21 protein-coding genes are annotated in these 22,532 nt (G+C 40.0%); 11 read left to right on the forward strand and 10 right to left on the reverse strand.

The window, feature by feature from the left end:
• On the reverse strand, window positions 1-208 hold a 208-nt coding region (locus H6G41_RS34915), incomplete at its 3' end, for a hypothetical protein (protein WP_242037785.1).
• Between the two features lie 2 nt (window positions 209-210).
• Here H6G41_RS34915 and H6G41_RS02580 point away from each other — a divergent pair.
• Together H6G41_RS02580 and H6G41_RS02585 are read left to right on the forward strand one after the other, a co-directional pair.
• Entirely contained in the window at window positions 211-1,164 is a 954-nt protein-coding gene (locus tag H6G41_RS02580; RefSeq protein WP_242037786.1) for a hypothetical protein, read from the forward strand.
• Window positions 1,165-1,266: 102 nt separating this feature from the next.
• On the forward strand, window positions 1,267-1,767 hold the full coding sequence (locus H6G41_RS02585; protein WP_190743349.1) for a DUF1648 domain-containing protein: 501 nt from the start codon (window positions 1,267-1,269) through the stop codon (window positions 1,765-1,767).
• A gap of 137 nt (window positions 1,768-1,904) precedes the next feature.
• Here the strand turns inward: H6G41_RS02585 and H6G41_RS02590 are convergent, their stop codons facing one another.
• Window positions 1,905-2,513 (reverse strand): hypothetical protein, encoded by a 609-nt coding sequence (locus tag H6G41_RS02590; protein ID WP_190743350.1) that lies wholly within the window; start codon window positions 2,511-2,513, stop codon window positions 1,905-1,907.
• 235 nt (window positions 2,514-2,748) lie between these two features.
• The gene (locus H6G41_RS02595; RefSeq protein ID WP_190743352.1) at window positions 2,749-3,333 is read right to left on the reverse strand and encodes a thylakoid membrane photosystem I accumulation factor; all 585 of its coding nucleotides are present in this window, start codon (window positions 3,331-3,333) and stop codon (window positions 2,749-2,751) included.
• Window positions 3,334-3,643: 310 nt separating this feature from the next.
• Here H6G41_RS02595 and H6G41_RS02600 point away from each other — a divergent pair, with 310 nt between their 5' ends.
• Complete coding sequence (locus H6G41_RS02600) at window positions 3,644-4,984, forward strand: MurT ligase domain-containing protein (RefSeq protein WP_190743728.1); 1,341 nt, start codon at window positions 3,644-3,646, stop codon at window positions 4,982-4,984.
• 73 nt (window positions 4,985-5,057) lie between these two features.
• On the opposite strand, the gene H6G41_RS02605 is transcribed toward H6G41_RS02600, so the two are convergent.
• Window positions 5,058-5,459, reverse strand: a complete 402-nt coding sequence (locus H6G41_RS02605; protein ID WP_190743354.1) for a hypothetical protein — start codon at window positions 5,457-5,459, stop codon at window positions 5,058-5,060.
• 356 nt (window positions 5,460-5,815) lie between these two features.
• Here H6G41_RS02605 and H6G41_RS02610 point away from each other — a divergent pair, with 356 nt between their 5' ends.
• Window positions 5,816-6,634 (forward strand): type 1 glutamine amidotransferase, encoded by an 819-nt coding sequence (locus H6G41_RS02610; protein ID WP_190743356.1) that lies wholly within the window; start codon window positions 5,816-5,818, stop codon window positions 6,632-6,634.
• 536 nt (window positions 6,635-7,170) lie between these two features.
• Here H6G41_RS02610 and H6G41_RS02615 read toward each other — a convergent pair.
• Window positions 7,171-8,343, reverse strand: a complete 1,173-nt coding sequence (locus tag H6G41_RS02615; protein ID WP_242037792.1) for an HhoA/HhoB/HtrA family serine endopeptidase — start codon at window positions 8,341-8,343, stop codon at window positions 7,171-7,173.
• A 249-nt stretch (window positions 8,344-8,592) separates the two neighbouring features.
• Here H6G41_RS02615 and dnaA point away from each other — a divergent pair, with 249 nt between their 5' ends.
• Complete coding sequence (dnaA, locus tag H6G41_RS02620; RefSeq protein WP_190743360.1) at window positions 8,593-9,963, forward strand: chromosomal replication initiator protein DnaA; 1,371 nt, start codon at window positions 8,593-8,595, stop codon at window positions 9,961-9,963.
• Window positions 9,964-10,620: 657 nt separating this feature from the next.
• Here dnaA and H6G41_RS02625 read toward each other — a convergent pair.
• Entirely contained in the window at window positions 10,621-10,932 is a 312-nt protein-coding gene (locus tag H6G41_RS02625) for an RNA-binding protein (RefSeq protein ID WP_190743362.1), read from the reverse strand.
• Between the two features lie 306 nt (window positions 10,933-11,238).
• Between H6G41_RS02625 and infC the strand changes: the two genes are divergently transcribed.
• The gene (gene infC / locus H6G41_RS02630; RefSeq protein ID WP_308795902.1) at window positions 11,239-11,706 is read left to right on the forward strand and encodes a translation initiation factor IF-3; all 468 of its coding nucleotides are present in this window, start codon (window positions 11,239-11,241) and stop codon (window positions 11,704-11,706) included.
• Window positions 11,707-12,053: 347 nt separating this feature from the next.
• The gene (locus H6G41_RS02635) at window positions 12,054-13,103 is read left to right on the forward strand and encodes a WD40 repeat domain-containing protein (RefSeq protein WP_190743364.1); all 1,050 of its coding nucleotides are present in this window, start codon (window positions 12,054-12,056) and stop codon (window positions 13,101-13,103) included.
• A gap of 7 nt (window positions 13,104-13,110) precedes the next feature.
• Here H6G41_RS02635 and H6G41_RS02640 read toward each other — a convergent pair whose 3' ends face one another.
• Window positions 13,111-13,986, reverse strand: a complete 876-nt coding sequence (locus tag H6G41_RS02640; protein WP_190743366.1) for a shikimate dehydrogenase — start codon at window positions 13,984-13,986, stop codon at window positions 13,111-13,113.
• A 153-nt stretch (window positions 13,987-14,139) separates the two neighbouring features.
• A complete protein-coding gene (ppk1, locus tag H6G41_RS02645) occupies window positions 14,140-16,293 on the reverse strand; it encodes a polyphosphate kinase 1 (protein ID WP_190743368.1) in 2,154 nt (717 codons plus the stop codon).
• A 542-nt stretch (window positions 16,294-16,835) separates the two neighbouring features.
• Between ppk1 and H6G41_RS02650 the strand changes: the two genes are divergently transcribed.
• Entirely contained in the window at window positions 16,836-17,768 is a 933-nt protein-coding gene (locus H6G41_RS02650) for an alpha/beta fold hydrolase (RefSeq protein ID WP_190743732.1), read from the forward strand.
• Between the two features lie 124 nt (window positions 17,769-17,892).
• Here H6G41_RS02650 and H6G41_RS02655 read toward each other — a convergent pair whose 3' ends face one another.
• Window positions 17,893-18,612 (reverse strand): hypothetical protein, encoded by a 720-nt coding sequence (locus H6G41_RS02655; protein ID WP_190743370.1) that lies wholly within the window; start codon window positions 18,610-18,612, stop codon window positions 17,893-17,895.
• A gap of 455 nt (window positions 18,613-19,067) precedes the next feature.
• On the opposite strand from H6G41_RS02655, the gene H6G41_RS02660 reads away from it, so the two are divergent.
• From H6G41_RS02660 to H6G41_RS02670, 3 genes are all read left to right on the forward strand, one after another.
• Window positions 19,068-19,709, forward strand: coding sequence for a hypothetical protein (locus H6G41_RS02660; RefSeq protein WP_190743372.1), 642 nt, complete (start codon window positions 19,068-19,070; stop codon window positions 19,707-19,709).
• 10 nt (window positions 19,710-19,719) lie between these two features.
• Window positions 19,720-20,505, forward strand: coding sequence for a pentapeptide repeat-containing protein (locus H6G41_RS02665; RefSeq protein ID WP_190743374.1), 786 nt, complete (start codon window positions 19,720-19,722; stop codon window positions 20,503-20,505).
• Window positions 20,506-20,601: 96 nt separating this feature from the next.
• Window positions 20,602-21,153 (forward strand): TIGR02281 family clan AA aspartic protease, encoded by a 552-nt coding sequence (locus H6G41_RS02670; protein ID WP_190743376.1) that lies wholly within the window; start codon window positions 20,602-20,604, stop codon window positions 21,151-21,153.
• Between the two features lie 12 nt (window positions 21,154-21,165).
• On the opposite strand, the gene H6G41_RS02675 is transcribed toward H6G41_RS02670, so the two are convergent.
• Window positions 21,166-22,293, reverse strand: coding sequence for a Gfo/Idh/MocA family protein (locus H6G41_RS02675; RefSeq protein WP_190743378.1), 1,128 nt, complete (start codon window positions 22,291-22,293; stop codon window positions 21,166-21,168).
• Window positions 22,294-22,532: the final 239 nt, after the last annotated feature.

Raw genomic sequence — 22,532 nt, forward strand, 5'->3', positions numbered from 1 at the left:
TTTTATTTGTTTTATTTATCATTGCCGGAATTTTTACAATTATCAATGTCATTTTGAAATCTCTCTTAGTTTTTATTAGGAAATAAGATGCGTTTCCCCTAGCTGCAAGGTTTATTATGGATCTGGCCTGATGATAGCGCCACAGCCTTTGAAGATTGTAAATTAAAAAATCCAGCCACCATCCCAGAATGCGACCCTGATAAATCATTTATGGATTGGCACATGACAGAAGTTCCAGTTGGTTACACTGTCTCAGTTGAAAGTACTTTTGATCCTTCACATGCGCAATATTTACATGAAGGAAGCGGTTATTTTTCACCAGAAAAAGCAGTACCTATCAAAGAGTTCTCATTAGTAGGTGAAATATCGGCCGATGCAGGTTTTCATCTCAAACATTCTGGCTATAATCTTCTCAATAAAGATATGGAAGCCAACAGGAATTTTCTACCCCCTTGTGCAAATACAACAATTTACCGTTACGCTAATGGTAAAAATCATATATTTCAGTTGTATTTTGTACCTACCAAACCCGGTCAATGTAGACATATTGGTAAGTTTATTACTGAAGGTAATACAGTTAAGAAAAAATCTTGGTCGTCTTTGCTGCCAAACTATTTACAAATCGGTTTAAAGCATTTATTAACATATAAATTAAGCGATCAAGATTTAACAGTCATGCATTCCCAAGAAATGATTGAAGCTTCTCTAAATGAAAAATGGCAGAAAGCATATTTTATGCCTTCTCCTGCTGATTTAGGTATTGTTACTTTTAGAAAATGGCTTGATGAATTTGCTGGCGGCGCACCTAATTGGCAAGATAATATAGGAACCACTGTCAAAGATATCAATAATGAACAACTTTATGACAGATGGCATAGACATACAAAATTTTGTCCTAATTGTCGCCGTTCGGTGATTTTTCTTGATAAGATATACACAATTTTGCAGCGATTGACAGGATTATTAGCACTATTAGCTTTGGCTTTAATTATAATAGGTATACCCGCCAAATTTACCCTAGTCGCCACAATTTTATCAATCATCAGTTTGCTTGGTTCATATTTTATTGATAACTTAAAACAACAATTTTTTACCAGCATTCCTCAAAGAGGTTTACCTATAGTGAAGGTTTATGCGGATCGCCCTAAAAAATCCCTCTCATAAGAGAATAATATAGGTAGCTTAAATCTCTGTAACAAACCCAAGCCCTAAGCTCCAATCAAAAGCTAAATTATAATCACAATCAGCCGAAACAATGGAGCTATAATGACTTATCAAAGACCTGTATTTTTTCCTACCCAGACTCAGCAAGCAAAAATGCTCAATTGGATTGCGATCGCAGGAATAGTTGCATTGTTTGGGACTGCAATTCATGCTTGGTTTGCATTACCAGAGACTATACCCATCCATTTTGGATTTGATGGTAAAGCCAACGGCTGGGGGAGTAAAAACTTTCTCTGGCTGTTCCCGGTGGTCTGTTTCTTAATTTATGGGATGCTGACAGTTGTCAGTCGCTATCCCCAAACATTTAATTATGCAGTGCAAATCACAGAAGAAAATGCACTACGACAGTATCAAATTGCTTGCTCAATGCTAAATTGGTTGAAAACCGAAATGGTTTGGTTATTTGCTTATATTGAGTGGCAGATTTTTTACTTAGCAAATACAGAAACGCCTAATTTAGGCATTTGGTTTCTCCCTGTATCTTTAATGATTATTTTCGGGACGATCGCATATTGGTTGTTTCAATCTTTTCTGGCACGTTAATTAACGATACCAGCAAGGGCATCTCGTAGAGAAGAGAGGACTTTAGTCCTCAAAATAAGCACTGAAGTCCTGACTACGAAATGAATCCTCAAATTTATACTAGTTTGGTTTCTTGCACCGATTTACTTAGTTTGAATTTAACCAATCGGACGATTACCTGGGTTTACCGCATGAATATACTCGCTACCAGAATGCGGTCGTCCGCGCTTATAATAGGCTTCTTGTGGTTGACCCCAGCCTAACTGCAAAATTATTTCTAAAAAGTTAGAATTTTCCCACTTCCATAAACTAGCCCATTCTGTTCTTTGGGCAATTCTTTCGACATCAATTTTATGAATTTGTTCGTGTTGTTTGCTGTTATTAAAACTTAAGTACAAATCCATACCTGAAGTGACTTCATACCAAAATTCCAAGATAGAATTTTTGGCAGATTGTAATATTTTTAAATCATTATTTAAAGCGATTAATTCACTATCTATTTTAGGATAATGCACAGTTTTTCCTTTGACATTCACTTCATGCCAAATGATGCCTGATACTTGATTTTCTCTTTGATAGTCGTGAATAGCAGCTTTAAAATCTTGATAGGCAGTAAACTTTTGCAGTCCATCAGTTCTGATAAACTGGTCAATTATCGGATTACCAGAAACTGTTACTTCTAACTTTAGGCGTTCTCCCTTCAAGCAAGCTTGACGTTCGGCTGCCAAAATTTGGATGAGTTCTTCGGTAGTATAAACCTTTAACATCAGAACACACTCTAATTAGTTAGTTGTCAGTTGTCAGTTGTCAGTTGTCAGTTGTCGGTTATTAATTTTTCCCCATCTTTGTGCCATCTTAATTAGTGTGCCATTGAACTATAGACGATGAATTAAGTTTTTTTGTTAAATCAGATTATTTCCAGATTATCTCTTGACGAAATTGACAATGTAGTATCAGATATGACTAAAAATTAGGGCAGACCAATTTGGTCTACCCCCAAGCTTACTTACTTAACTCACTACTGAATTCATTGAAAGAACGCCGCTTTAACTGTACCGACTCGGAACGAGGTAATAAATCAAACACTTCACGAAAGCGATCGTCTATTTCTTCAAAAGGTACTTGACCTTGTTTATTTAAAACTACTTTACCTGATTGATCAAAGACGACAACTTGAGGTACTGACCCAGAATAATAATATCTAGGATCGGTAGGGTCGTCAGTTTTTTGAGATGAGAAAGTATCTACACTAAGGGGGATAATTTCTGCAACTTTACCGTAAAATTCCTGTACCCGCGAAATTGTAATGGCATATTCCTTACAATCTTTGCTGTCATCAACATAAAAAGCCAAAAAGGTCGGTTTATGCTCTTGTAGGGACTGTGCTAATGTCTGTCTAGGAGGAATGAGCGAACCATTACCAGCATAAACTACGAAAATGTTGCCTTCATAATTGTCTTCCTTAATACCAGCAAATGCTGGTTGGACATTAATAATCAACAAGCACGCAAGCAGCACCAAAGCTTTAGAAATCAATTTTTGCCAATGAGTTTTTTTCTGTAAAAAAGGAAACTTTAAGCCATTCATCAAAAGAAACCTTGTGAGCTACTATTTTGTGAGTTTTTGCTGAAGTCAGCAAGTAGCGCTGGATATATGATTACGTCCTTGCACCATTTTTTAAGATAACGCCATATAGGGGCTAGGGGCTAGAGGCTAGGGGCTAGGGAAAAGGAGGGGCTGGGGTGCAGAGGAAGCAGAGGAAGCAGAGGGGGTAAATAAATAAATACTTAATACCCAATGCCCAATGCCCCATGCCCAATGACAACTAACTATTGACTATTGACTATTGACCATTGACTATTGACTATTGACAAATTTAATTAAGCTATTAACTACTGTGACAAACAAAATACAACTTATAGATAGATTCAGACTAGGTTTGGCGGTGTCGGTGGCGAAAAGCGTAACTTTGATGGTGCGATCGCTCCGCCTTGGTGCTGCTAGTGTATTACCAGGCTCGATTGCGCGGAAAATTGAACCGAAGTTGTTGCAATTATTGAGTCAGCAGGTAAAGCAAGGAACAATTCTCATTGCTGGGACTAATGGTAAAACTACCACATCCCTACTTTTACGAGAAATTTTAGAGCGCAAAGGCTATCGTGTGGCGCATAACTCCACAGGCGCGAATCTGGAAAATGGGTTGATGACGGCGCTGATGGATAACGCTAGCTTAACGGGTAGCTTGGATGTTGATTACGCGATTTTAGAAATTGATGAGAATATCCTACCCAAGGTGTTAGCGCCGATTCAGCCAAAGTTGATTCTGTGTTTAAACTTGTTTCGCGACCAACTCGATAGGTACGGGGAAGTCGATACTATTAGTAAACGCTGGGGTAAAGCGATCGCAACTTTATCACCCCAAACTATCGTAGTTGCTAATGCTGATGATCCTACTATTTGCTATCTCGGCCAACAATTAACTCAACAGCGCGTCTCGTTTTTTGGTTTGAGCGAACCAGAACATTATTTAGAAGCTATTCCCCATGCTGTTGATTCTATCTATTGCCCCAGATGCGGACAAGCTCTCAACTACGAAGGGGTTTATCTGTCGCACATGGGCGAATATAGTTGTGGTAATTGTGGCTTTAGTCGCAGTCAACCCAGCCTCAACAGCAGCGAATGGCCGCAAATTTTGGTGGGGTTATATAACAAATACAATACCTTAGCTGCTGCCACCGCTGCCCAAGAATTAGGAGTTGATGCGGTGACTATCCGCGATACTATTCCCAACTTCCAAGCCGCTTTTGGGCGGGCGGAAGAGTTGGAAATTAACGGCAAAAAGGTACGGATTTTATTATCAAAAAATCCTGTGGGGACGAATGAAACCATTCGCGTCGTTACTCAAAGCACAGATAAAACCACATTGCTGGTGTTAAACGATCGCGTGCAAGATGGTGAAGATGTATCTTGGATATGGGACGTAGATACAGAGAAATTAGTCCAGCGTGGAGGTACTTTAGTTGTGAGTGGCGATCGCGCTTATGACATGGCCTTACGTCTGCGTTACAGCAATCCTAACCCTAACAGTAATTTTAATCTGATTGTGGAAGAAGATTTACGCGATGCCATTAACACAGCATTAGAAAGTACACCCAACAACGAAACCCTGCATATTTTACCCACCTATACAGCCATGTTGAGTGTACGTGAAGTTTTAACTGGGCGGAAGATTTTGTAATTGGGCATGGGGCATTGGGCATTGGGTAAGTTTTTCTCCCCTGCTCCCTGCTCCCTGCTCCCTAGCCCCTAAACTACTGCAACTTCACAGCTGCGCGCTGAATTGGTAACACTTCTTCTAAAGTCATCTCATGGTCAGCGGTGAGATGGCTACTACAGCAAATTGTACTAAAGAAAACTTTTTGACCAACTAATTGCGAAAAATGCTGTTGTAAAAGTAAACGGGAGGTAATATCTCCTAATAATTCTCCCAAATCTTTGGTGAGTTGGTCTTTATCATCACGGTGCACCATTCTATATTTAAAATTGGTTTCACCTACTAAATCTTTAACAGCTGAATCAAAATTATCTTTCTTACCTTGAACATAAGCAAAAGCTTGTTCTTCCAAGAACTGCCATGCTTCGGGGAAAATATCGCGAATTTTTTCGAGATGATTCTCTGTTTGGTAGACTAATGTAGCAGTTTTACAATCCATAAAGTAATATTTCAGGTTGTTAAACAAACCTTTGACAATCTGTAATCTTACGACTCAACAGGAAAAGTGAAACTGAATTTTTGAAATTTCCTGATAACTCTTTTGGGATTATCGGCAAAATGTTACCGCAAAACTGTTACATAAAATACGAATAAACATAGCAATCAAATCAAATGTGCGATATGCTTACCCAAACTCTAGATATACACCGGATTCGCCAATCCTAAATTGAAAAATATATGAATGATTCAATTATTCAAGAAACATAACTAAGCATAAAAACTTTTTAGTTAGATGGTTATGTGCTACATCACACAACCAGAGTATTAACATCAATGCCCCATTTCCCAAATTATATGACTTCTCCAAAATTTGAAATTACAATTGGTTGGTTATATCCGACGCTGATGAGTACCTATGGCGATCGCGGTAATGTAATTACTATAGAACGCCGCGCTCAATGGCGGGGATACAGCGTAAAAGTTTTACCGTTAGATCAAAATGCTACTGCCGATGATATTAAATCTGTAGACTTGATTGTCGGTGGTGGTGCGCAAGATAGACAGCAAGAAATTGTTATGCGCGATTTGCAAGGTGTTAAAGCCGATGCTATGCGTGAAAAAATAGAAAATGGGACACCAGGAGTATTTACCTGCGGTTCGCCCCAGTTACTCGGACATTATTATGAACCCGGATTAGGACAACGGATTGAAGGTTTAGGAATTTTAGATTTAGTCTCTGTTCATCCTGGTGAAAATACTAAACGCTGCATCGGAAATTTGGTAATTGAAGTTACAGCCTCCCGCTTAGCACAAGATTTAAAAGCGATGACAGGTAGCACGCCTTATTTAGTCGGCTTTGAAAATCATGGTGGACGTACGAAGCTGGGGAAAGTGGAAGCTTTAGGAAAAGTCGTTTACGGTTTGGGCAATAATGGTGAGGATGGAACTGAGGGAGCATTTTATCAAAATGCGATCGCTACTTATTCTCACGGCCCCTTGTTACCCAAAAATCCCTTTGTTGCAGATTGGTTATTGCAAACAGCATTGCGGCTGAAGTATCAACAGCCAATTACTCTAGAACCTTTAGATGATACCTTAGCAATGCAAGCACGAGAAGCCATGTTTAAGCGATTGAAAGTAAATTTACCCGCACCAGCAGCGGCTAAGGTTTAACGCTACGGTGTATACACTCCTCGGAAAAACCCGATTGACATAGGCTTGAATCTGGTAGGGTGCGTTATGGACTTTAGTCCTAATGCACCATCAGAGATTTACGGTGCGTTACGCTGACGCGATAACACACCCTACTGGACTAACACAGCTAATTTAGCTGTGTCAGTAAAAATCAAGTTTTGCAACTCAAAAATCAAGTTTAGAGTTTGTAAATCAAGTTTTGTAACTCAAAAATCAAGTTTAGAGTTTGTAAATTAAGTTTAGAGATTGTAAATCAAGTTTTGTAACTCGAAAATCAAGTTTAGAGTTTGTAAATCAAGTTTAGAGTTTGTAAATCAAGTTTAGAAATTGTATATTAAGTTCACAACTGATAAAACCGCTAATTTAACTAAATTTAGGGAAAATCATCATCAATGCTTCTGCTGATTACGCCCTAGATGCTAATACTTATTTTTATCCAATATTTATTCTGACACCAAAAGGCGATCGCTTATTAAGGATCGCCCATACCCAATCACCCTGAAAATACCCCATGCTTAACTTTCACGCCGCACTGGTAAAGGCGCAGGGGTGACAGCTACTTGACTAACTTGTCCATTGCGGACTACCTGCATTTGTAAAGGTTCACCAATTTTGCTATTTTCTACCAGCCTTTGGACATCTTCTATTTTGTCCACAGGGCGATTATTAATACTGCGGATGACATCGCCGCTTTTTAAGCCAGCAGCAGCAGCGGGAGAACGAGGAACAATATTCACCAATAAAACACCTTTATCAGTGTTTAATGTAATGCGATCGCCTAATCTACTATTAATTCTTTCCCGGAGTTCAGGAGTGAGCGTCACCATTTGCACCCCCAAATAAGGATGATCAACTTTACCGCTAGTAATTAATTGTTGGGCGATTCTTTGGGCGGTGTTGATGGGAATCGCAAAGCCTAAGCCTTGCGCGCCGCGAATAATCGCCGTGTTCATCCCAATTACTTGACCCCGAACATTTAATAATGGCCCCCCAGAGTTACCGGGGTTAATCGCTGCGTCAGTTTGAATATAATCTACGCGCTTGTCGCTAGCACCAATATCACTGCTAGAACGACCTGTAGCACTAATAATTCCCGATGTTACAGTATTATTTAAACCGAGAGGATTACCAATTGCAATTACAGCTTCTCCCGGTTGCAAAGCGTCGGAGTTACCGATTCCCAAGGTTGGTAGGTTATTCGCATCAATTTTAATTACAGCCACATCAGTAACCGGATCTTCTCCCAGCACCTTACCGTTAAACGTGCGACCATCTTTGAGGGTGACTGTTACATCATCAGCACCGTCTACTACGTGGGAATTAGTCAAAATTTGACCAGTGGAGTTAATGATAAATCCCGAACCGCTACCCCGTTCTACTCGTTGTCTGGGCTGTGATGGGGTATCGCCAAAAAATCGGCGGAAAAATGGATCTTCAAATTCTTCTGGTTGGGAAGTTACGGTTCTGGAAGAATCAATACGCACCACAGCACTACCTACCTTTTGTACCACTCCCACGACAAAATTAGGATCGCCACCAGAAGAAGAAAAAATTGGGGCGGGCGCAATGGTGTTTTGGGGTATTACCGGAGGTTGGGAATCGTTATTTTGTCTCTCAAAACTCTTTCCTGGTAACAGGGAGCAACCCCCAAGGTACACCACAAAACTGACATTAAATAGCATCGCCATCAGATTGGTTCTACCCTGTTGCGGGAGTAAACCTTGAGTAACAATATTTTGGGCTGCACAAATCCAGGTGTTTATCTTCATGTGTCGTTGCGTCTCCGTGTTAGTCAGTGAGTGGTAGGATATTGCCTACCGGGTATACCCCAAAATGATTACAACTTAAAAGCTCATTCCCGGCCTAGAGTATATGAGTCCTTACTTAGTGCTTGCTTGTAATTTAGATTGTGACGATTAGCAGCAAAGGTGTTAAAAATGGAAATTCCCCTAGAAAATTTGTGGAGTCAGGTACTAGAGCGATTGCAGCAAGAATTATCCCGTCCCACCTTTGAAACTTGGATTAAAACTGCTAGTGCAGAGCGATTAGAAAACAATTGCTTGGTGGTATGTACTCCTAATCCTTTTGCGCGGAATTGGTTACAGAAATATTACATCAACACTATTGCTCATGTTGTGCAAGATATTGTAGGTCATCCTGTAGAAATTTACATTACTGTGGCTAAAGGTGATGAGGTTTCGCAATTAGATGAGTCAGAAGTTCCTTGGAAATTACCAGCCCAAAGTACTGTTACTGTGGCGATCGCCCAAACTCAACAAAAAACTAGCGAATTAAATGTAAAGTATGTATTCTCTAGATTTGTTGTCGGTGCTAACAATCGCATGGCTCATGCGGCGTCATTGGCTGTGGCTGAATCTCCAGGAAGGGAGTTTAATCCATTATTTTTATGTGGTGGTGTAGGTTTAGGTAAAACGCACTTGATGCAAGCTATTGGACATTACCGCCAGGAAATTCGCCCAGATTCTAAAATATTTTATGTTTCCACCGAGCAGTTTACTAATGATTTAATCACAGCCATCCGTCAGGATAGTATGCAAAGTTTCCGGGAGCATTATCGCGCTGCTGATGTGTTGTTAGTAGATGATATCCAATTTTTGGAGAGAACCGAGTCTACCCAAGAGGAATTTTTTCATACTTTCAATACATTACATGAGGCTGGTAAGCAAGTTGTGATTGCTTCCGATCGCCCGCCAAACCAAATTCCTCGCTTGCAAGAAAGATTATGTTCGCGGTTTTCGATGGGGTTAATTGCTGATATTCAACCGCCTGATTTAGAAACTAGGATGGCGATTCTGCAAAAAAAAGCCGAGTATGAACAAATTCGCCTGTCTAAAGATGTGATTGAGTATATTGCTTCTAATTACACTTCTAATATTCGCGAATTGGAAGGAGCGTTAACAAGAGCGATCGCTTATATCTCAATTTGGGGTTTACCGATGTCAGTTGCGAGTATCTCCCCAGTTTTAGAAACTCCCAGCGAAAAAGTAGCAGCAACACCGGAAGTAATTTTAAAGGTGATAGCCGATGTTTATCAAATTTCCATTGACGACCTCAAAAGTAATTCCCGACGGCGAGAAATTAGCTGGGCGCGACAAATTGGTATGTATCTCATGCGTCAACACACATCTTTGAGTTTGCCGCGCATTGGCGAAGAGTTTGGTGGTAAAGATCATACAACGGTGATTTACAGCTGTGATAAGATTTCTCAACTACGAGATAGCGATCGCACTGTAGCAAATACCCTCCGTCAATTAAGCGATCGGATTAATATCAATAGCCGCTCCTAATCATCAAGTTGATAATTACCTAGCAGTTTTCCACAACCCTAAGGATTGCTATTGAGTTTGATAATCAAAAAATTTTGCCACAAGATTAAGCCGAGTATAAAAATATATTAAAAATTAATTAGTATAGGGCAAAAAATTATTGTTTGGGGAAAATTTTTGGGAAAACGTGACAGTTTTCTAGCAAAAAATTAACATAAGTATATTTACCTTGTGGAAAAATATCGGGGTTTTTCCACAAGTTTTCCACAGATAGCAAATTACAAAATTATTGGAAAATAGATGATCGCTTCAGTTATCCACAATTTCCACAGATGTAATTTGAAGATGGGGTTGAGTTGAGCGTTGACCGTGCCAATTTTAGATTTTAAATTTTGGATGGGTGGATTATTTCTTTGGTACAAGCCCCGCCCCTCTCTCCGAGAGGCTACGCGAACGTGGGCGGAACAAATCTAAAATCCTTGCATCCCCAAGCTGCATCCCTTTATGGGTGCAGTTAATATAAAATCTAAAATCTAAAATCCAAAATCTAAAATTGATTGACTGTTTAGCAATTACCAATCAAAAAAGCTCAAGCAAAAATGCCTGAGCTGTGAATACATCAATGAATTTACTAGACTAAAAGATTAATTCAAAGAATTAAATCTATCAAGCTAAAGCTTAATAGCGGTTGCGTCCACCGCCACCACCACCGTAATTATTGCGGTTTCCACCAAAGGAACCTCTATCTTCTCTAGGCTTAGCCTTATTTACTTTGAGGTCGCGTCCCATCCATTCTGCACCATCAAGAGCTTCAATTGCAGCAGTTTCTTCTGCATCTGTACCCATTTCTACAAAACCAAAGCCACGTACGCGACCTGTTTCTCTATCTGTGGGTAGTTGAACTCTTTTAACAGAACCATATTCTGCAAATACGGCATTCAACGCTTCTTCTGTAACGTCGTAAGAAAGGTTGCCTACGTAAACTGACATAGATTGTCTCCGAAATCATGAGCATGTAGAGATTTAAATTTCGGAGAAAAGTTTGTAAATACCAAAAACAAAAAACCTGTAAATACTAAAAACAAACGAGGTCACCGAATTAACTCTCACTTACCACTATGGCAGCAGCTCTCAAGTTTTAGCAGAGATGTTGCAAAAGCGTTATATAACTTTATATAAACAATTGTTTCCTAGGTATAGGTTACTTACCAAAAGATTGTGTTAGATTAGCATTACTTGCATTGGCAAAGTGTTGAAAATTGAGAGGAAACCGTTATCGTAGTCCAAAAGCAACTAATTAACTCGCAAATCAAGTCACCTCAAGTCTTCTTGATTGACCATGAAAATAACAATCGTGGTCTGACAAACACCTACGAAGCTCTACAATTAGCCGAGAGCCTAGAACTTGACTTGGTTTTAGTCTCCGAAGGCAAAGACGCTCCTGTAGCTAAAATCTTGAACTATGGCAAGCTACAGTATCAAAAGAAAAAGCGTCAAGGCCAGAGTGCTAGACCGACAGTCAAAGAAGTTCGCTTTCGTCCTAATGTAGGTGCAGCGGATTACAACTTACGCATCGAGCAAGCGCAGGGGTGGTTGAAAAAAGGCGATTCAGTAAAGTTTGCCATTCGGTTACGAGGTCGAGAACATCAATATCGTGAAAAAGCTATAGAACTACTAGACCGTATTGTTAACGATCTCAGCGAAGCAGGTAAAGTTCAATCTCTTGATAAGCGATCGCTGATTGCTCAAGTTATTCCAACTTAAAAACTTTTGTTACAGTTACACTTAGACAATCGAGTTTAAGTAAGGTTCGCTGAGAATTTTCAGCGAACCTTAATTTTTGGATTTTGCACATAAACTGCTCATACCAATTCAAATAATGTTTGCGACACATCAATATCTTCTAGAGGGCAATGCCTTACCCCTAACATCTGTCGTATTCTTTGTTCAAATTGGTGATCGTGGCAGAGGACAAAGTGCAGTCTCCTTCTGCCTCCTGCCCTCTGCCCTCTACCTTTCTTGAGAACCCGAATAAAGATTTGTGGGAGATGTCGGAATTGTTAACTGTGATCTTGAAGAATACCGAGTGAAAAAATTTAATCAAAAGAAATATGAAAAATTTCTTTTCTGGTAAATGGAAACTCAAAGCCTTATTAATTCTGGTAGCCATCATTTTAAGTTTCCTCGGTAGCGATCCTGAAGACCTTTTCACTTTTTTGCAATACAGGGGGAAGTACTGTTCCCATAATGCAATTACATCTCCCTACTGCAATTTCAGAGTAGTTGGCACCTTAGAGGGACATCCTACAGCCAATGCCCTTGTAATCAGTGCGGATGGTCAAACTCTAGTCAGTGGCGGTCAAGATAAAACAATTAAAGTCTGGGAACTGCAAACTCTAAAGTTAAAAAAAACACTACAGAGTGATTCAGGTGCAATTAATGCTCTAGCGATTTCTCCTGATGGCAAAACTGTTGTCAGTGGTAGCGGTGATGGCATAGTTCGCATCTGGGATATTACAAGAGATAGACCGCAAAAGATACTCAAAGGTCACTCTGGCAATGTTACTCATGTTGATATTTCCGCTGATGGTCAGACTATTATTAGTTTGGATCAGGGTAAATTGCCAGAGATTAAAGTCTGGGATATGGCCACAGGTGAGCAAAAAGCAAGATTGCCATATTCCCATTTCGATGACATTAGTCCAGATGGTAAAACCGTGCTTTTTACTTCACCAGATAGTAAACTTATGGCGTGGAATGTCGCCACAAACCAACAAAAAGTCCTGCTAAAATCTTTTAGCCCTTCAAACTTAGCACGCATCAGTTTAGATGGGCAGACACTAGTTAGCATCAAGCGAGCAGGAAAATACTATTTCTATCTGCAAGTATCGGATTTAACAACAGGAAAACTCAAGGCTCAGAAACGCTTTTCTCGCAAGATATTTAGACCATTTGATATTGCCCTCAGCCATAATCTAATTATTGGTAGTACGTCAAAAGGACTGACATTGTGGAATTTGCAAACAGTTGAGTTAGAAGCAATTCTGGAAAAACAGCTTCTCAGTCTTTTCGTTGTCAGTCCTGATGGCAAACTCTTAGCGGGAATTACAAACTCTCGCGATCATCAGAATCCAAAAATTCTGCTGTTGCAGCGTCCTTGAATTGGTATTAGCTCAAACCAAGGTGATTTTGCAGCGCTTGACGCATCACTTCTACTGGTACAGTTTCTTGCTGTAACCAGATTTTTAATGCGGCTGCACCTTGTTGGACGAGCATTTCTAAACCATCAATGGCAATTGCACCTTGTTGTTGAGCTAGTTGTAAAAATTGCGTGGGTTTAGGAATATATATTAAATCATAGGCGAGCGCTCCTGTTGGTAAATCAGCCATTTCCGCTGCACTCACAGGCGATGCATCAACTTTTGGATACATGCCAATTGGCGTAGTATTTACTAATAAATTGGCTTGGGGAATGAGTTTGGCTAATTTATCCCATGTATGCACCTGTAAATTTATTGCTAGGGAAGAATCATGCCAACTATCGTAAAATTCTTGTAATTTCTGCTGATTGCGCCCTACTACATGAATTTCGGCAAAGCCTAGCTGGTGACAACCTGCAACAACTGCTCTAGCTGCGCCACCATTACCTAAAATTACCGCTGCTTTCTGACTCCAATCTTGTTTATATGTAGTTTGCAAAGGTGCAATAAAGCCTTCTATATCTGTGTTTGTGCCTACCCAAGTATTATTTTGGCGAGTGACAGTATTTACCGCACCGATTGCTTGGGCAATGGGAGTAATTTCTGATAAAAAAGGCATAATTGCTTGCTTGTGGGGGATTGTGACGCTAAAACCAACCACCCCAACAGCCGCAAAACCTGCGATCGCACTTTTTAAATTTTCTGGTGCTATGGGAAAGGGTAGATAAACATAATCTAATCCCAATTGCGCGATCGCTGCATTGTGCATCACTGGTGACAGCGAATGTTCCACCGGATACCCAATCACTCCTAAAAGTTTCGTTTTGCCTGTAATCTGCAACATGCTTGATTTATCAGTCAGTGATTCCCACTCGGAAATTTACCACAACTTTGGTGTCGAAATACAAAAAGGCAGGGGGGCAGGGAGCAGGGGTGTAGAGGAAGCAGAGCGGGTAAATAAATACTTAATGCCCAATGCCCAATGCCCAATGCCCAATTACCTAAACGATTGCCATATTTCCATTAATATCTTTTGGCTACTACGTTCTGGTTCATGTTTGCGGGGATGGCGTTGGATATAAGTACCATCTGTTTGCAGCTCCCAAGCTTGGCGATTATCTGCGAGCATAATTTCGAGAATATCTTGTAAAGTTTGGGAAATCTTTGGATCTTCAACTGGTGTCACAGCTTCCACACGCCTGTCTAAGTTACTGGGTGTCCAATCAGCACTGCCAATGTAAACTTCATCTTGTCCATGATTATGGAAGTGGAAGAGGCGAGAATGTTCTAAGAATCTGCCAATAATGCTAATTACGCGGATATTTTCGCTAATTCCTGCCACTCCCGGACGCAAACAGCAGATACCGCGAACAATGAGATTGATTTCTACCCCAGCTTGCGATGCGGCGTAGAGGCTGGTAACGATTTGCGGATCTACTAGGGAATTCATTTTGGCAATAATTCGCCCTGGTTTACCGTTGTGACAATGTTCGATTTCGCGGCGAATTAAGGCGATAATGCGATCGCGCATATTTGCTGGTGATACCAACAGCTTGCGGTAACAAGGCTGATAAGCATAGCCTGTTAAATAATTGAATAAATCAGTTAAATCAGCGCCTAAATTTTCTCGACAACTGAAAAGTCCTAAATCGGTGTATAACTTTGCTGTTTGCGGATTGTAGTTACCAGTGCCAATATGCACGTAACGACGAATACTTGCTCCTTCTCGCCGCACCACCAGCACAATTTTTGTGTGAGTTTTTAATCCTAACAAGCCATAGACTACATGAATTCCCGATTTTTCTAATTTTTGTGCCCAATTAATATTATTCTCTTCATCAAAACGGGCTTTTAATTCGACAACTACAGCAACTTGCTTACCAGTTTCAGCCGCAGCCATTAGAGATTGAAAAATCTCCGCATCGCCACAAGAACGGTAAAGTGTCATTTTAATGGCTAGTACATGGGGATCGCTAGCAGCTTGAGCGATAAATTCTTCTACTGAAGCGCTAAAAGATTCGTAAGGATGATGTACTAACAAATCATTCTGCTGAATTTTGGCGAAAATATTCTCTGTTTTTTCTAGTTTATTTGCTTTAGTGGTTTGGATGGCTGGAGAACAATCATGTAGCTGAGGTGGAATGACTGGTGTCCAAGGTGGATCTTTGAGTTCTGGTAATGGCAAATCCTGGAATGACATTAAATCTTTTAAATTCAACAACCCATCTAGTTCATAAATATCACTTTCAGTTAGCTCCATTTCTGATAATAATATTTGGCGCACAGACTCAGGCATTGATGGTTGAATTTCTAACCGGACTACAGAACCGCGAAAATGTCTTCTGCGTAACTCTTGTTGAATTGCTAATAACAAATCATCTGCTTCTGCTTTAGCTACTGCTAAATCAGCTTTCCGGGTGAGGCGAAATAAATGATATTCTTGCACAATCATCCCCGGAAATAAAGCTTCTAAATTATGAGCTATTACCTGTTCTATTGGCACACCCATCCAGTGGATTTCTTGGCTAGTTTGTGCTTGTAAATCCTGAGGTATTTCCAGAAATCGTGGCAGAATATTTGGTACTTTAACTTTGGCAAATTTGGCTTTTTCTGTCACTGGGTCTTTGACAACTACTCCTAAGTTTAGACTGAGATTCGCCATTCGGGGAAAGGGATGGCTGGGATCTACTACCAAGGGTGTAAGTACTGGAAAAATCCGCTGGATAAATATATTTTGCAGATAATCGCGCTGTTCTAAACTCAGGTCTGTGTAATTAAGAATATGAATACCATTAAATGCCATTTCTAGACGCAGCACCTGCTCAAAATGTTGATGCTGCTGGGTTACCATTGGATGCAAAATTTGCGCGATCGCTTTTAATTGTTGTTCGGGAGTTAGACCATCTGGGGTGCGTTGACTTAATTGCGCTTCTACTTGCTCTTTAAGAAATGCTACACGCACCATAAAATATTCATCTAAATTGCTACTGAAGATAGCCGTAAACTTCAGCCTTTCTAATAAAGGTGTACGCCGATCCAATGCTTCATGCAAAACTCGCCGATTAAATTCTATCCAACTTAGCTCGCGATTAAAATAATACTGCGAGTTATGCAGGCTAACAGTTGTGGTTATCTCTTCAGATTTGACCATATTCTTAGATGCAATCTAGGATATATTTTCTTTAGAGAAAAATCTATACATTAGGTCTAAGTGTTTTTTATAATTTGAGAATTTAAATTGTTAGCAAATCCGCTTTAGATAGAATAATTATTATTTCGATTTCATTTAAATTGGTATTAAACTGGCATAAAAGTCGCTTTTCACTAAATTAAAATTGCGATTTATTCGTATTCAATACAATCTATGTTTTAGATTAATTAATTATTAAGATAAGGTTAAAATAGATTTAATCTTATATTTAAAAAGTTCAGGTAATGTTTTTAACAAATCAGAAAATATGCGGAATAAAAAATATTAATGAGCTAAATATATAGCGTTATTCACTAAGTAATTAAGGGGTAATACCCTGAGGGAGGGTGAACCCGTTTTTTATAAATGCGATCGCAAAAGCTATTCTATTTCCCACTGACTGCTATCCCCTAGTCACAGATTAGAGGAAAAGCTACGCCCAATGCCCAATGCCCAATGCCCAATGTACAATTATTAAAGCTACTTCACATTTCTTTAGAATCATGCAGGCAATCACAGCCTCCTCTACAACCCCCATACCCGGACAATACTGGCAGTGGCGAGGGCACAAAGTTTACTATGTTAAAGCCACAGAGAAACAACTGCAACGTCCGTCTTTGCTTTTAGTGCATGGATTTGGTGCTTCTACAGACCACTGGCGCAAGAATATCACCGGACTGTGCCAAGATTTTCAAGTATTTGCCATTGATTTATTAGGATTTGGACGTTCAGCCAAACCTAAATTAGACTATAGCGGCGACTTGTGGCGGGATCAACTCCACGATTTTATTAATGAAGTCATTGGTGAAAAAGCAGTTTTAGTAGGTAATTCTCTTGGTGGTTATGCTTGTTTGTCTGTTGCTGCACAATACCCTGATAGTGCAGCTGGTGTAGTCTTGCTAAATAGTGCAGGCCCTTTTAACGAACAGCCAACAGCAGAACCAGAAGCATTACAAACACAAATTCAACCTCCCAAACAAGAATCGGGATTACAAAAGTTATTAGGTGATGGCGTTAAGTGGATGTTTAAGCAACCTTTAGCGCAGTTTTTATTATTTCAATACGTGCGTCAACGTTGGGTAATTCGCCAAACCTTAGAAAAAGTTTATTTAGATAAAAGCGCAATTACAGATCAATTAGTCGAAGAAATTTATCGTCCAGCTTATGATGCAGGTGCATTTGATGTATTTGTCTCAGTGTTTAGTACACCCCAAGGTGAAAAAGTTGATGTCTTGCTCAAGCAATTAACTTGTCCTTTATTATTGTTGTGGGGAGAAGCCGATCCTTGGATGAATGCTAGAGAACGTTCTCGCAAGTTTCGCCAATATTATCCACAATTGGAAGAGCATTTTTTATCGGCGGGTCATTGTCCTCATGATGAAATACCCGATCGCATAAACTCACTTTTAAGAGATTGGGTATTACAGCACAATTGAGGGCACATCAATATATTCTAGAGGGCATGGCAGTGCCATGCTCCTAGCATCTGTAGCATTTTCTCTCATTTCTATACATGAAATCAATCTATGGTGGGAATTGCCCACCTGACTTATTTTAAATTTATTTAGAGATATAAGATTTACTTTCTTGCTCTATTTGCTCGTTAATAATTTCCGTACCCATAGCGGGTTTATCAAGACTAATCCTCAGGAAATTTGTTTTGTCTTTGGCTGTAAATTTTTTGTCGTTATCAGAGTCTTTAATTATTCTCAGCAACAAGGCATTTTGGCTGGGAATAATCACAAAGTTCTGAATTTGTATATTATTAGGAGTAACTTGGAGCAGATTTTTACCTGATAAATCAGATATATAGCCCACTAAGGCGTCTTCATAGTTAAGCTTGTTATCGCCGTTTGTATCTTGTTCAATTACTCGATATAACCACAATCTTGTAGGTGTCTTCCCGGCTACTTTTGTTTCTAGAAAGTCAAAAGAGTTAATAATTACTTTTTTCTTAAATAAAAGATGAGTTGACTGATCTTGTTTGTGATAAAAAATAAAATTATAGATTAAGTTATATTTCTCATAACTACGGGACAGGCTATAGTTAGTATTTTTCTCTGATCTCTGTTCTGTAGAAATAACTGGAATCATCAAATACTCTGATTGCTCTTTGATAATTAATTCACCGTAATTAATATTTGGTTGTGGTGTGGGCTTAACAGTAGTATTTGCTTGTGTCTGTTGTATTTTTTTGGTTTCAGTTGATTCACAAGAAAAAGCAAGTGTAGCGATAAAAAAAGCTAGAGAAATTTTTCTCCAAAAACAATTAATGATCATGTAAATCTACCAGCCCAATATTGTGTTGTCTTATTTTATGGCTGGTTGTAAAATTCGTCACAATTGTATAGCAGATTGTAATACCAACATCTGGTCAAATGCATATATCGATTTCTTTTTTACCGATAATTGGTATCATGGTGCCGACGGTGGTGACATAATGAAACCCGGTTGGAGTAAAAGTAAGCTGCTGACGCTGTGGTATTTAATTATTGGTGTTTTATTTTTTTTCAGTGCTGTATTTACTGCTTATGGCAATAAGAATTAAAAAATGGTAGCTTTTTATACGTTTAAATAAGTTTCACAACCTTGTTATCTTCTAGATCAATGTACAGACAAGGGTTATCGCGTCTCTGACAAAGGACAAATGACCAATGACTAATGACGGCTAACAATCGGTTACACTCATATATTGCAACCGATAACGTTTAGCCCCATGACTGGAGATTAATACCTTGGGAATAGAACTACGCAGTTTCGTATTTCTCGACAATCTGCAACCTCAACATGCAGCATATATGGGAACCGTAGCTCAAGGTTTCTTGCCATTACCAGGGGATACATCGCTATGGATTGAAATTTCTCCTGGCATTGAAATTAATAAAATTACAGATATTGCTTTAAAAGCCGCCTCTGTACGTCCGGGTGTACAGGTAGTTGAACGACTTTATGGTTTATTGGAAGTTCATTCTAGCTCCCAAGGAGAAACGCGCTCGGCTGGTCAAGCGATTTTGGCAGCTTTAGGCGTTAAAAGAGAAGAATGTATCAAACCACGGGTAGTTTCCAGCCAAATTATCCGCAATATCGATGCTTACCAGACGCAATTAATTAATCGCACCCGCCGGGGACAGTTATTATTAGCCGGACAAACTCTATATGTTTTAGAAGTTGAACCTGCGGCTTATGCTGCATTAGCTGCAAACGAAGCAGAAAAAGCAGCGTCGATTAATATTCTGGAGGTACAAGCTGTAGGTAGCTTTGGACGGCTGTATTTAGGCGGACAAGAACGGGATATTCTTGCAGGTGCAGCTGGAGCGTTAACAGCAATTGAAAATGTTACAGGTCGGACAAATCCCCAAAGTGGTCGTCAGGAGTAAAGGAGAGACAATGGCGAATCGAGAGCATCTAGCTTTACTGACAGCTGGTGCAGTTCAATGGATTGAGTGGAGAAATCAAAATCCCCAGATTGAACCAGATATCAGTAGTGCACATCTCTCCGGAGAGAACCTCAGAGGTGCTAACCTGCAAGGGGTAAATTTAACCAGAACAGATTTAAGTTATGCTGTGCTGGTGCGAGCTAACCTGAGTGGTGCTGACTTGAGTAGTGCTAATCTCCACAGAGCCAAGTTAATTGAAGCAAACTTGAGTACAGCTAACTTTAGTGTTGCTAACTTAAGCGGTACTAACTTGAAACAAGCGGATCTCAGCCATGCTAACCTAATTGGCTGTGACTTGAGTTGGGCAAATCTCAAAGATGCTGCGATCGCAAATGCTAATCTCATAGGTGCAGACTTAAGTAATGCTGACTTAAGAGACGCTGATTTGGATGGTGCTAAACTCATTCGCGCTAACCTTTGTTTTGCTAACCTGATGGGTTCTAATTTGATTGCAGCTGATTTGAGTGAAGCTAACTTACACGAAGCAGAAATGATCGAAGGGTATCTTTATAAAGCTAACCTCTATAAAGCCAATCTCACCAAAGCTCACCTCAGTGGTGCATATCTGTTTCGCGCCAACCTCAGCGAAGCTGATTTGCGGGGTGCAAACTTATCATGGACTAACCTTAAAGGTGCTAACCTCGCCGGCGCAAATCTTCGAGGCGCTAAACTCCGAGGCGCTAAACTTGATGGTGCTAATCTCCAAGAGGCAATTATGCCGGAAGATGATGATTGATGGTTGACGGTTGACTGTTGACGGTTGACTGTTGACTACTAACTATTGGGTAATCTAATAACAAAGGGTATTAGGAATTGCGGAGCAGATTATCCTATGAAGAATGCTAAAAAGCGTTGGATGACTTTTAACTTAGGTGTAATGGCAATAATGCCAACGTTAATATTTTTAGCATTCCTACATCAAGCTAAGGCTGAAGATCCCGGAAGTTGCTTTATGGTAACTTCTTCTGGGAAAACTGTCAGTTTAGGTAGCCTCTGCGGTGCAACACCTGTAGATAGTAGAGTTTTTCGCATTCCTATCAAGCGCCGGATGGGGAAAACTCCGGTTGTTGATGTCACCTTCAATCAACAACATACTTTTGAGATGATTTTGGATACTGGTGCTAGCAGTACCCTGATAACTCAAAAAATGGCGAATGCCCTGAAACTTCAGCCTACAGGGAAAATCAACGCCCAAATAGCCGATGGAACTGAAGTACAATTTGTCACAAGCCAAGTCCAGAATATTACTGTTGGCTCGGCTGTAGCTAGTAATATTGAAGTAGCGATCGCACCTAAAGCCGCGATCGGATTATTAGGTCACGATTTTTTTGAGAACTATGATATCAAAATTCTGGAAAAAGAAGTAGAATTTCGTCACCGATGATTTAATCAAGCGTCAACCGTCAACAAAGCTTTCCAAACTAGGTACATCCACCCAGCTTGCTGCTTTATGGGATTCATGACATAAATCCATCAATAATTGTGAGTAAACCCCTTCTCGCAGTGATGGAACTATTTGTTGCTGGCTATAAATTCCTTTTACCCATCGATCGACTACGCGAATAAATGCGGAAATTCGCCCATCGGCGTGGTTTTGGGGAAACATCAACTCGGAGGGAATTTCGATTTCACTTAAGGCTTTACCTGGTTGGGAACCCCAAACCCGAAAACCGTGGATGTAATCTTTTTGATTTTCACTACCTAAAACTAAAGTACCGCGATCGCCATATACTTCTACCCAATGAGTTCTCGGTGCATGAACTACAGCACTAATGGTAAGTTGGCAAGGTGTACCATCGGCTAATTCTAACGTCAGCACGCAGGTATCATCTGTATTCACTGGCTTGCTTTCGCCTGTAGCGGGGTCAATGCGTGTGGGAATAGCGGTAGTTAAATGAGCGCTGAGCCGACGTACCGGGCCAAATAACCAATAAATATAATCAAAGGCGTGGGAACCTAAGGAACCTAATGCACCACCTCCCTGATTTTGAGCAGAATACCAATTCCAAGGGCGGGAAGCATCTGCACGGGAAGAACCTAACCAATCAATTCTAATTAACCGCTTGTTACCTACATAATCTGCTGATAATAGTTGAGCAAACTTTTGCCATCCTGGGACAAAGCGAAATTCAAAGTCTATAGTTGCAATTACACCTTGCTTTTGGGCTAACTGATAAAGTTCCTTCGCTTCAGTTGCGTTTAAAGCTATCGGTTTTTCTAGTAATAAATGTTTCCCAGCTTGCAGTACTGTTTTTGCCATTTCATAGTGCAAAAACGGTGGGGTAGCGATGGTAACTGCTTGCACTTCGGGTAATTTGACGATATCTGCAATTGTATCGCAGGCATGGGGGATATTATTGGATTTAGCGATCGCTCTAGCTTTATTGATATCTCGATGATAAATAGCCACCACCTCAGTTTGTGGATGTGCTTGCAATCCAGGGATGTGGACTTTCTGACCAAATCCTGTACCAACAATCGCCACGCCAATCTTGTTTTGATTTGTTTGGAATGTAGAAACCATATAGATGAATCGAGTTTGATTGTTGATGAAACAAAGGCAGAGAACATGCGCTCACTGAGCGTAGTCGAAGTGAGCGTAGTCGAAGTGAGGCACAAGGAAGATAATATGTTTTTTTCTACCTTCTCATAAACATTACAGGAAATAGGCGCAACATCACAACTGATACAAATTAAAAACAGAATGAGACGGATAGATTTGTAGGGGTGGGGTTTTCCCGCCCTTGGCGACAATCCACATAT

This window comes from Tolypothrix sp. FACHB-123, assembly GCF_014697075.1.
GTDB lineage: Bacteria > Cyanobacteriota > Cyanobacteriia > Cyanobacteriales > Nostocaceae > Aulosira.